The following is an 11222-nucleotide window of genomic DNA, read 5'->3' as shown; positions in this document are numbered from 1 at the left end:
GTCTTTCATGCAGCAGGGGCTCTCAATGTTTTTATGTCCTGCTCATATCGTCTCTGCCGGCAGTTTGGGACACTCCTCGGCGCGCCAGAGCCGGTCGCCTGGGGATGGAGAGGCCATTTTGGCCCTTGGCAGTCACCCAAGGTAAACCTTTACCGCACGCCTATATTTGCCGAAATTACACTTGACGGCGGGGTACAATAAACCCGCATGCGGATTTCCGTTGCGGGCGCTTCCCATCGCCGGGGCGTGCCCGGGAGCATCCGGCATGCGGCCTTTGCGGCGCTCGGTCATGTGCAAGACGGGTAGCTGGGCCTGTGGAGCGCGTGCAGCCCTCCTCGCCTCGGCATGCCTTCTCTCCACGCCATGTACCTGCTGCTGAGTTCGCCTGCCAGATGATTGGAAGCAACAGCGAAAATCCCATCACGCCAACATCCCGGCGATCGCCGGGGCCTGTATACCTATATGAGAGGAGAGGGGTATATGGCGCGTAAGTTTAAGTCTATGGACGGCAACGAGGCGGCCGCATATGTTTCGTATGCGTACACCGAGGTAGCGGGAATTTATCCCATTACGCCGTCCAGCCCGATGGCCGACCATGTCGACCAGTGGGCGGCCCAGGGTCGCAAGAACATCTTCGGCACCCCGGTCAAGGTCGTCGAGATGGAGTCCGAGGCAGGTGCAGCCGGTACCGTTCACGGTTCGCTGGGCGCCGGTGCTCTGACCACCACCTACACGGCTTCTCAGGGCCTGCTCCTGATGATCCCGAACATGTACAAGATCGCGGGCGAGCAGCTCCCGGGCGTCTTTCACGTCTCCGCGCGTTGCGTCGCTTCGCACGCCCTGAACATCTTCGGTGATCACTCCGACGTCATGGCCTGCCGCCAGACCGGTTTCGCCATGCTCGCCGAGGGCAACGTCCAGGAGGTCATGGACCTCTCGCCGGTGGCTCACCTTGCCGCCATCGAGGGTAAGACCCCGTTCCTTAACTTCTTCGACGGCTTCCGCACCAGCCACGAGATCCAGAAGGTCGCCATGTGGGACTACAAGGATCTGGCCGAGATGTGCGACATGGACGCTGTCCAGGCTTTCCGCGATCACGCGCTCAACCCTGAGCATCCGCATACCCGCGGTAGCCACGAGAACGGCGACATCTTCTTCCAGAACCGCGAGGCCTGCAACAAGGTCTACGACGAGCTTCCCGCCGTCGTCGAGGGCTACATGAAGAAGATCAACGAGAAGCTCGGCACCGATTACGGCCTGTTCAACTACTACGGCGCTCCCGATGCTGATCGCGTCGTCGTGTGCATGGGCTCCTTCTGCGACGTGCTCGAGGAAGTCATCGACTACCTCAACGCTCACGGCGAGAAGGTCGGCCTGGTCAAGGTTCGCCTGTTCCGTCCGTTCTCCATCAAGCATTTTGTCGACGTTCTCCCCGAGACCGTCCAGAAGATTGCCGTCATGGACCGCACCAAGGAGCCGGGTTCCATCGGCGAGCCGCTCTACCAGGACGTCGTTTCCGCTCTCTATGAGGCCGGCAAGACGGGCATCAAGGTCGTCGGCGGCCGTTACGGCCTGGGCAGCAAGGACACGCCTCCCGCGTCCGCGTTCGCTGTCTTCGAGGAGCTTAAGAAGGACGAGCCCAAGCGCGAGTTCACCATCGGCATCGTCGATGACGTGACCAACCTGAGCCTGCCCGAGGCCGAGGATGCACCCAACACCGCAGCCCCCGGCACCATTGAGTGCAAGTTCTGGGGTCTGGGTGGCGACGGTACCGTCGGCGCCAACAAGAACTCGATCAAGATCATCGGCGACCACACCGACAAGTACGTCCAGGCCTACTTCCAGTACGACTCCAAGAAGACCGGCGGCGTCACCGTCTCGCACCTGCGCTTTGGTGATTCCCCGATCCGCTCGCCGTACTACGTGACCAAGGCCGACTTTGTCGCCTGCCACAACCCCAGCTACATCGTCAAGGGCTTCAAGATGGTCCGCGACGTCAAGCCGGGCGGCACCTTCCTGGTCAACTGCCAGTGGAGCGACGAGGAGTTCGCCGAGCACATGCCCGCCGTGGCCAAGCGCTACATCGCGAACAACAACGTCAACGTCTACCTGATCGACGCTATCGACCTGGCCGCCAAGGTCGGCATGGGCAAGCGCACCAACACGGTGCTCCAGTCCGCTTTCTTCGCGCTGGCTAAGGTCCTGCCCGCCGAGGACGCCCTGCAGTACATGAAGGACGCGGCTACCAAGTCCTACATGAAGAAGGGCCAGGCCATCGTCGACGCCAACCATAAGGCCATCGATGCCGGTGCTACCGCCTTCCGTAAGTTCGAGGTTCCGGCCGACTGGGCAACCGCCGAGGATGCCGCTCCCGTCGAGCTCTCCGAGGAGACCAAGTCCGCCATCGCCCAGCAGGTCAAGAACCTGCTCGAGCCCATCGATCGCATGGATGGCGACAGCCTGCCCGTTTCCGCCTTCGTCGGTTGCGCCGACGGCCAGTTTGAGCTGGGCGCCTCCGCATACGAGAAGCGCGGCGTCGCCGTGGTTGTTCCTCACTGGGACGAGACCAAGTGCATCCAGTGCAACCAGTGCGCCTATGTGTGCCCGCATGCCACCATCCGTCCGTTCGCGATGACCGAGGACGAGGCTGCCGCCGCGCCCGAGGCTACCCGCACGCTCGACGCCATGGGCCCCAAGGCCAAGGGCATGAAGTTCACCATGGCCGTGTCCCCGCTCGACTGCATGGGCTGCACCAACTGCGTCAAGGTCTGCCCCAAGGGTGCTCTCGAGATGGTTCCCACCGAGCAGGAGATGGACCAGCAGCCTGTTTGGGACTACATGGTCGAGAACGTCTCCGAGAAGAAGGAGCTTATCGCGGCCAACGTCAAGGGCAGCCAGTTTAAGCAGCCCTACCTGGAGTTCTCCGGCTCCTGCGCCGGCTGCGCCGAGACCGCCTATGCACGTCTGGTGACTCAGGTTGCCGGCGACCGCATGTTCATCTCCAACGCCACCGGCTGCTCCTCCATTTGGGGCAACCCCGCTGCCACCGCTCCTTACTGCAAGGACAAGGACGGTCACGGCCCGGCGTGGAATAACTCCCTGTTCGAGGACAATGCCGAGCACGGTCTGGGCATGGCCGTTGGCTATGAGGCCGTTCAGCACAAGCTGATCGCCGCTACCCAGGACATCATCGCTGCCGATGGTCCGTCCGATGAGCTCAAGGCCGCCGGCCAGGCTTGGATCGACTCCGTCAACGACGCCGAGGCCTCCAAGACCGCTGCCGCTGCCTACGTTGCCGAGCTCGAGAAGTGCGGTTGCGACGCTTCCAAGGCGATCCTCGCCGACAAGGCTTACCTCACCAAGAAGTCCTTCTGGATCTTCGGTGGCGACGGCTGGGCCTACGACATCGGCTTCGGTGGCCTGGACCACGTCCTGGCTTCCGGCCACAACGTCAACGTCTTCGTCTTCGACACCGAGGTTTACTCCAACACCGGTGGTCAGGCCTCCAAGGCCTCGAACCTGGGCCAGGTCGCTCAGTTCGCCGCTGCCGGTAAGGTGACCAAGAAGAAGTCCCTGGCCGAGATTGCCATGAGCTACGGCTACGTCTACGTGGCGCAGGTCGCCATGGGTGCCAACCCGGCTCAGACCCTCAAGGCCATCCACGAGGCCGAGGCCTACGACGGCCCGTCCCTCATCATCGGCTACAGCCCCTGCGAGATGCACTCCATCAAGAAGGGCGGCATGCAGAACTGCCAGGCCGAGATGAAGAAGGCTGTCGAGTGCGGTTACTGGAACCTCTTCCGCTTCAACCCCGAGGCTGCTGCCGGCAAGAAGTTCTCGCTCGATTCCAAGGAGCCCGCGGGCGGTTATCAGGAGTTCCTGATGAACGAGGCCCGTTACGCTTCGCTGACGCGTTCCTTCCCCGAGCGCGCCGAGGAGCTCTTCAAGGAGAACGAGCAGGCCGCTATGGACCGCTACGCTCACCTGCTGAAGCTCAAGACGGTGTACAACGAGGCCTAGGTCTCTCGCAGCAGGATCTGAGGGCTGACCTTCGCGGACGTCCTCGGACATGAAAGAACCCCCGCTGCGCACTACGTGCGGCGGGGGTTCTTTCGTCCTGCGGAGTGTCCGCGAAGGTCAGCCCTCAGATCCTGCTGCGACTACGTCCTCGGATTGTGTGGGCGGATGAAGGACGTAGTTGGTCGGGTATTCCGTCCCCTTCGCTGTTTCGCGGCTTTACCGCGAAAGGCGCGTTACTTTGGGGATGGATGGGGGGGGCGTGGCTGTTGCAACGCCTTATCCCTTTGCTTTTTCGCGCCTTTGGCGCGAAACGCGCAGCACCTTGGGAAATGCATTGATGTGTGGACGGGGCTGGATTGCGGATTCAAATGGCTAGAGAGATATGGGTGCGAACGAGAAATCGTTATTGGGGTCATCCTTTTCCATAAACTCATCGAGACAAAACGTCATGTAGATTGGAACGTACAGAACCTTGCCCTCTTTGCTGAGATTCTCGTGGCTTAGTACAACGGCTTCGGGAATTTTGTACTCGCCCACACTCATCAGACGATCGAGGGCCGCGTGCGCTCGAACTTTCTTGCCCGATTTGACCTCGATTGGGACAACATGCCCGTGGGCGCCTTCGATTACAAAGTCAATTTCACCGACCTCACGCGTTTGGTAGTACCATGCATCCGCCCCGAGGGCAACGAGTTCCTGCGCGACCACGTTCTCATAGAGACCACCAAGGTTGGGAGTTTTCATATCAAGATAGACAGCGCGTGCAGTGCTGCCGGGGTATCGCGATGCGAGCATGCCTGTATCAGACTCGTATAGTTTGAAGGCTGTCGTTTTCTCCGTCCTCTTGAGAGGACTCCGTGGCTCCGTCACCCTGGCGACCATCAATCCAACACCTGCGTTAACAAGCCACAGGAAATCCTGCTCATATTTTTTAAGGCGAGCTCCCTCACCCAGAGACGAAACAACAAAGCGATGAGACTCCGCCTCAAGCTGAACGGGAATTTGCTCAAAAATCGACCGAACGTTAAACGCTCGAGTCGATGCATATTTTGAGATATCGCTTTTGTACTGATCGACCAGCTGAGTTTGAAGCTCACGTGTGCTCACGAGCGAATAACCCGAATCAATATAATTCTGAACGACCTCCGGCATGCCGCCGCAAACGATATAAGCTCTATAGTTCTTGAGCATCGCCTCATGAATATAGTTTTCGACAGGATGTTTCTCGACAAGGCAGCTGCGAATGCCTGCAAGCACATTCTCGCTAACGCTGTTTGCCCAACAAAACTCTTCAAAATCCATCGGGCGCATAACAATGTGCTCTACATACCCCACCGGAAAAGAAGAGATCCCCTTAAACTCAGTCCCAAGCATAGACCCCGAGAAGACATAGCTAAAGCGCCCATCCTCGACCAACGCCTTCATGAGTGTAACGATCTGCGGATACTCCTGAATCTCATCGACAAAGACAAGCGTATCGCCCTCAACAAGCGGCGCATCCGCAAGAAGGGCTACGCGGTTGATAAAGTCAACGGAGTTCTTTGCGCCAACAAGTGCATTCCTTGCTTCGACATCGAGTAGTAAATTGACCTCAAAATACGAAGCGTAGCTGCTTTTTCCAAACGCGCGAATCGCATAGCTCTTGCCAATCTGACGCGCACCAGTAACGAGTAATGCCTTATTGGAGTTATTCTTCCAGCTCAAAAGCCTATCAGTGACCTTACGGCGTAGCATTAAACCCCCAAATGACAAAAATTGACAGATAGAATCGCCTAAAATCATACAAAAATTGGCAGATAATATTGTCGTAAATATACAAAAATTGGGAGATGGCAAAGGTTCGAATAGGCCTCAAAGCCACTGAAACAGTGCTCTACTTTGCGAAGGGGCTGGGGACGCTGTTGGGTGCGTCTCCAGCCCTCTGATTCTTACTTTGGATCCCGATGGTGGGGTGTTGTCGGTGCTGCTTGCTTGGTTACCTTGTCTCGCCGGACTCCGTGCGTAGGCGGTAGCCGTGGACGAGGTCGCTAATGGCCGGCCAGGGAATCTGGCGGTCGACCCAAAATTGGAGCTGGACCAGATAGCGCTCGGTGGCGCGGGTGAGGGCTGCAAACTGTTCGTGAGTCTCTACCTGGGCGTAGAGGTCGCGGCTGTGGGCGAGGATTGCCGTGGTGTCATCCATTTTGCCGGTGACGTCGAAGGCGCCCGAGAACCAGTCGCACAGGCGCGCGGCGCTGTTGTTGATCGTTGCGAGGTCGGCGGTGCCGTCGTTGGCGTTTTCGTTGGCCTGGGCTCGCAGGAGGGAGAGGGCGTCGGCCGCGTTCATGCAGTAGCCGACGGTGAAGTTCCAGACGGCGAATTCGCGGCCTGTGTCGAGCTTGCGGCGGCGCATGTAGTCGATATCGCGTGGTTCCTCAAGCATCATCTGGTCGGCGAGGGCCTCAAGTGCAGTGGTGTACTCGGCAAGGTCGAGTGCGAGCAGGGTGTTGATATCCATCATCTTTAGGCCTCCGCTTCGATCTCGACGATTTCGTTTTTGATGTGCATGCCCTGGTTGTCCCAAACATTGCGGCAAGCAACGGCAAAGCGCTCGCGGTCGGCTTCGCAGATGCGGGCGAACATGTTGCAGGTGCCAAAGGGCTCGCACACGTCAAAGAAGATGCAGATTGACGACCATCCGCCATACCAGCTCACGGCGCCCGCCGGCTCGTGAAAGACGGGGTTCTCGATGTGCTCGTAATTGGCGATGGGGCCCGATACGGGATAGGTTACCTCGGCATCGCAGATCTTGGCCGAAAAGATACGTGACTCGACCGGACAGGACGATTCGAACAGCTTGCATGCCTCGGGAGCCTTGTCCCAGAGCATGTCGGCGAGAAACGTCTCGCCATTCAGCGTGATCTTGAGCATTTTTGTCATAGTAAGGACCTCCTCAATCCGTCGCTCAAGGGGCTCGCTGGCGGATAAGGAGAAGACAGCGGCGGGGTCGCCGAACCCAAACTTCACGACAGATCTCTGTCGCCCCAGCCCGCGCTGTTCTTCGCTAAAGTACCATGCCGCAATTGCGCGCGCAATATCAGTTTTTGATTTTCTGGAAGCGGCGATCGACGAGACGGCTCGCCGGCTGCCGGCCGACGCGCGGCAAAGGCACTCGTCTATTCCTTAAGTTGGATGAAAAACGCCATGTTATTGCAGGGCTGCATACTCGTCCAATAAGTGCATAGAATCTCGTATAGTGCGAGTAAGATTTTGCGCTGCCTATTTTATGTTTAGCAAAGATATAGTTTGCATAATCTGGTCTAATCCCTGCTCTATTAAAATAAAGTTGCACGTAAATGACGTAGATATGCTTGAGCTGGGTTTCTTTACGCTGAGCGGGCAAAAGCGACCGTTCACCGTTCAACTATTTTCAAAATGAATAAAATGAGCGATAAAGAGAATATAAACCTTAATAAACTCGCGTATCGCACGGGCGCGGGTTATTAATGGGTTGTAGGCCTTTTACAGAAAGGATTCCAGCAATGTCTAAGCCTCTTGGCAAGCCCGATCGTATCGTCGTCGCCCTTGGCGGCAACGCCCTCGGCAACAACCCCGTTGAGCAGATCGAGGCCGTGAGTAACACCGCTCACGCTCTCCTCGGCCTGATCGAGCAGGGCAACGAGATCATCATCACCCACGGCAACGGCCCGCAGGTTGGCATGATCCAGAACGCCTTCGCCGCTGCCCACGACGCCATCGGCACCCCCGAGATGCCGCTGCCCGAGTGCGGCGCCATGTCCCAGGGCTACATTGGTTATCACCTGCAGCAGGGCATTGGCCGCGAGATGCACAAGCGCTATAAGCGTTGGCACGCCGCCACCGTCGTCACCCAGATCGAGTGCGACCCGGACGATCCCGCGTTCAAGAACCCGACCAAGCCGATCGGCCCCTTCTACACCGAGGAGCAGGCCAAGGAGTTCATGGCCGAGGATCCCTCCAAGGTCTTCGTCGAGGATTCCGGTCGCGGCTGGCGTCGCGTCGTCGCTTCCCCCGATCCCAAGAAGATCGTCGAGGCCGACTCCATCCTCAATCTGCTCGACAACGAGTTCATCGTCATCGCCTGCGGTGGCGGCGGCATTCCCGTCGTCCGCGACTATGAGAACAAGGGCTGCTACAAGGGCGTCCCCGCCGTCATCGACAAAGACCTGGGCGGCGAGCTGCTGGCCGAGGACTGCGACGCCGACGTTCTGTTCCTGCTGACCGCCGTTGAGCATGTCGCCATCAACTTTGGCAAGCCCAACCAGGAGGAGCTCGAGGACCTCACCGCCGACGAGGCCGAGCGCCTGGCCGACGAGGGCCAGTTCGGCAAGGGTTCCATGGAGCCCAAGGTCCGCGCTGCCATCAAGTTCGCTCGTTCCCGCAAGGGCCGCACCTGCATCATCGGCGCTCTGGACAAGGCTGCCGAGACCATGGCCGGCCTCTCCGGCACCCGCATCCACGAGTAGTCTCTACTCTGTTGCCTCTCTCGTGGGCGCCAGGCAAGACGCCCACAAACTAGCCTCTCTTCATGAGCCCCGCAGTCCGCTCCGACTGCGGGGCTTTTGCTATTCACCTAGTCCCCGATGGGTGAGTAGTCATTGGGGACGTTCTTAAACGACTAGTCAAACAAGAACGTCCTCAATGACTACTAATTTAAGTCTGTCCCCAATGACTGCGGAAAGCGCATCTCACACCGGCACATGGCTTTCGGGTCCTTTCTCCGTGCTCCCTATAAGTTCGGCTGGACTCCCCGCAACCTGTTCCGAGTTGGCGGAACGAGCGCGACGTGGAGTGTCATTCTTTACCGCGTTAGACTAGACGCAGGGAAAGGAGGAGGACATGGATGCTCGCGTCAAGCAGCTTGTAAATATGATCGAGGACGCTCAGCCTGTCGCTGTCGCGGTACTTGCCAAGCGTCTCGAGGTAAGCGAGCGCGCCGTGAGAAACTATATCCATCGCGCAAACGACAACCTTGCAGGGGTTGCACGCATCGTTGGCAGCAAGGGGCAGTATCGTATCGATGTTGCACGTGCAGATGAGCTTGCTCGCTTGCTAGACGGTGCGGCTCAGGCCCATCCGGGCATTCCTGATACGCGCGACGGCCGTGTGTCCTTCCTTCTTAACGACCTCCTCATGCGGTCCCAGCGGGTGACGATTGAGGAGTATGCGGATTTACTCTACGTTTCGGCGCGAACTCTGTCCAATGACATGCGTCTGGTAGAGCAGAAACTCGCCCAATTTGACTTAACGCTCGAAAAGCGCCCACGCTACGGAATCCGCGTTGCGGGCGGGGAGTCGCAACGGCGCCTGTGCCTGGCCTCGCTGGTGAGGCCCGTGTTGCCCGACACCGACGATGCAAAGCTCGCCGAGCGCCTGCGGGCCATCGCCGCATGTGTGGACGATGCCCTGACGGCCTCGCCCGTCACGGTGAGCTCGCTGGCATCCCGCAATCTCATCATGCATCTTTACATTGCTCTTGGCCGCATCGAGCAGGGCTGCTATGTCCCAGCTGCAGAATCGGACGTTCAAAAACTGGAGGGAACGCGCGAATACGCCGCGGCTTTCCAGATTGCCGCAAACATCAAGGATGCCCTGGGCGTGAGCATGCCCCGAGAAGAGGTTGCCTTTATCGCAATCCATTTGCTCGGCAGGGGCACGGGCGTGCCCGAGAAGGGCTCTGCCGTTATCTCGGACGAGATGTGGGAGATTGCTTCCGAGATGGTACGTGCGGTCAACGATGAGTTTAGGTTTGACTTTAGCGGCGATCTTGAACTTCGCATGAACCTTGCTCGGCATATCGGCCCTCTGGGCTATCGCCTTGAATATCACATGCATATGGATAACCCCATGCTGCCCGATATCAAGACGAGGTTTCCGTTGGCCTATTCGATGGCAGCTGGCACCTCGCAGGTACTCGAGCGTCATTTTGGCAGCCAGCCCTCTGATGAAGAGCTCGGCTACATCGCCATGGCATTTGCCCTGGCCCTCGAGCAGCAAGCCGACCAGCCGCGTCGCAAGCGCATCCTGATCGTGTGCGCCTCGGGAGCGGGAAGCGCCCGTATGCTCGAGCACCAGTACCGCAAGCAGTTTGGCATGTATATCGATTCGATTGAGACATGCGATGTCGCCCGCGTGGGAACGTTCGATTTTTCGCACATCGACTACGTGTTCACAACGGTGCCGCTCAACGTCAAGTTGCCCGTGCCCGTCCGCGAGGCCGATTTCTTCTTGGAGACGAGCGATGTCAACGCTATCCGCAAGGTGCTGAGCGACGACACTGCGCAATCGGACTCCGTAAGCTCTTTCTTTAGCCGTGCCCTGTTCTTCAACCGCGTTGAGGCGTCGTCGAAGCAGGCCGTTCTCCGATATCTCTCCGAGCGCGCCGTCGAGAGCGGCCGTGTCGATGCCCAGTTTGCCCAAGAGGTCGCCGAGCGCGAGAGCGCGAGTGCCACCTCGTTTGGCAATGGGGTAGCCATGCCCCATGGGATGCATCCCTTGAGCGCCGAGGCCTTTGTTACCGTGGGCCTGCTCGAACATCCCATTCTTTGGGACGAATACGGCCATGAGGTCGATATCGTCTTTATGGTGTCGTTTGCCCGGTCGGGCGGCGATGAGGCGCGGATCTTGAGCTCACTGCTCGCCGAGATCTTTATGGACCGCCAGGGGGTCGAGCGCCTACGCGAGCGCCGGTCCTGGCATGAGCTGATGGCGCTTGTGCAAGCGCATACGGCTTAAGACTTCTTTTGTCGATAACCCTGTCTGTCTACCTGCAATAAACCTCGAGGATTGCGGGCGGGAGATAGGCGTTTCGAATATTCAAGTACAAACCAAACATCACGGGAGAGGAGACCGTTATGGACGATCAGGGAACCGAGATGGTTTCGTTTCAGCTGGTCGCTGCGGCGGGAGAGGCACGCAGCCTTGCCTTCGAAGCCCTTGAAAAGGCAAAAGCGGGGGATTTTGACGCCGCCGCCAAACTCATGAAGCAGTCAAAGGATGCGGGAATCAAGGCTCACCACATCCAAACGCAGCTGCTTTCGACTGAGGCAGCGGGCGAGCATCTGTCGGTGGATGTGTTGCTGGTCCATGCTCAGGACCACCTCATGTGCTCCATGCTTGCTCAGGAGCTCGTGCAGGAGCTGATCTGCCTGTATGAGTGCACTGCAACCAAGAACGCCTAGCGG

Annotated in this window: 7 protein-coding genes; 4 read left to right on the top strand and 3 right to left on the bottom strand. The window is 58.6% G+C overall.

The features are described from left to right. Window positions 1-480: 480 nt before the first annotated feature. Window positions 481-4020 (top strand): pyruvate:ferredoxin (flavodoxin) oxidoreductase, encoded by a 3540-nt coding sequence (nifJ, locus tag AB5767_RS04575; RefSeq protein ID WP_346970051.1) that lies wholly within the window; start codon window positions 481-483, stop codon window positions 4018-4020. A 372-nt stretch (window positions 4021-4392) separates the two neighbouring features. Here nifJ and AB5767_RS04570 read toward each other — a convergent pair whose 3' ends face one another. The 3 genes from AB5767_RS04570 to AB5767_RS04560 all read right to left on the bottom strand — a co-directional run bounded on the left by AB5767_RS04570 (window position 4393) and on the right by AB5767_RS04560 (window position 6939). Beyond that, complete coding sequence (locus tag AB5767_RS04570; protein ID WP_368132370.1) at window positions 4393-5754, bottom strand: ATP-binding protein; 1362 nt, start codon at window positions 5752-5754, stop codon at window positions 4393-4395. A 241-nt stretch (window positions 5755-5995) separates the two neighbouring features. Continuing rightward, a complete protein-coding gene (locus AB5767_RS04565; protein WP_271758658.1) occupies window positions 5996-6517 on the bottom strand; it encodes a hypothetical protein in 522 nt (173 codons plus the stop codon). A 5-nt stretch (window positions 6518-6522) separates the two neighbouring features. Continuing rightward, window positions 6523-6939, bottom strand: coding sequence for a DUF3830 family protein (locus AB5767_RS04560; RefSeq protein WP_346970053.1), 417 nt, complete (start codon window positions 6937-6939; stop codon window positions 6523-6525). A 602-nt stretch (window positions 6940-7541) separates the two neighbouring features. On the opposite strand from AB5767_RS04560, the gene arcC reads away from it, so the two are divergent. The 3 genes from arcC (at window position 7542) to AB5767_RS04545 (ending at window position 11219) form a co-directional block, all read left to right on the top strand. Then, a complete protein-coding gene (arcC, locus tag AB5767_RS04555; RefSeq protein ID WP_006235166.1) occupies window positions 7542-8504 on the top strand; it encodes a carbamate kinase in 963 nt (320 codons plus the stop codon). A gap of 373 nt (window positions 8505-8877) precedes the next feature. Next, window positions 8878-10773, top strand: coding sequence for a BglG family transcription antiterminator (locus AB5767_RS04550; protein ID WP_368132369.1), 1896 nt, complete (start codon window positions 8878-8880; stop codon window positions 10771-10773). A gap of 119 nt (window positions 10774-10892) precedes the next feature. Next, window positions 10893-11219: a PTS lactose/cellobiose transporter subunit IIA gene (locus tag AB5767_RS04545; protein WP_117648559.1), complete on the top strand. Its 327-nt coding sequence runs from the start codon at window positions 10893-10895 to the stop codon at window positions 11217-11219. The last annotated feature ends 3 nt before the right edge of the window (window positions 11220-11222 follow it).

It is taken from the genome of Collinsella aerofaciens (assembly GCF_040926265.1).
In the GTDB taxonomy this organism is placed as follows: domain Bacteria; phylum Actinomycetota; class Coriobacteriia; order Coriobacteriales; family Coriobacteriaceae; genus Collinsella; species Collinsella aerofaciens_BB.
Note: the sequence above shows the minus strand (reverse complement) of the source record. Positions and strands in the feature narration are given on the sequence as shown.

Excerpts from the sequence above, each read along its gene's own strand:
- nifJ (WP_346970051.1), top strand. The coding sequence starts at position 481 with ATGGCGCGTAAGTTTAAGTCTATGGACGGCAACGAGGCGGCCGCATAT.
- AB5767_RS04570 (WP_368132370.1), bottom strand. The coding sequence starts at position 5,754 with ATGCTACGCCGTAAGGTCACTGATAGGCTTTTGAGCTGGAAGAATAAC.
- AB5767_RS04565 (WP_271758658.1), bottom strand. The coding sequence starts at position 6,517 with ATGGATATCAACACCCTGCTCGCACTCGACCTTGCCGAGTACACCACT.
- AB5767_RS04560 (WP_346970053.1), bottom strand. The coding sequence starts at position 6,939 with ATGACAAAAATGCTCAAGATCACGCTGAATGGCGAGACGTTTCTCGCC.
- arcC (WP_006235166.1), top strand. The coding sequence starts at position 7,542 with ATGTCTAAGCCTCTTGGCAAGCCCGATCGTATCGTCGTCGCCCTTGGC.
- AB5767_RS04550 (WP_368132369.1), top strand. The coding sequence starts at position 8,878 with ATGGATGCTCGCGTCAAGCAGCTTGTAAATATGATCGAGGACGCTCAG.
- AB5767_RS04545 (WP_117648559.1), top strand. The coding sequence starts at position 10,893 with ATGGACGATCAGGGAACCGAGATGGTTTCGTTTCAGCTGGTCGCTGCG.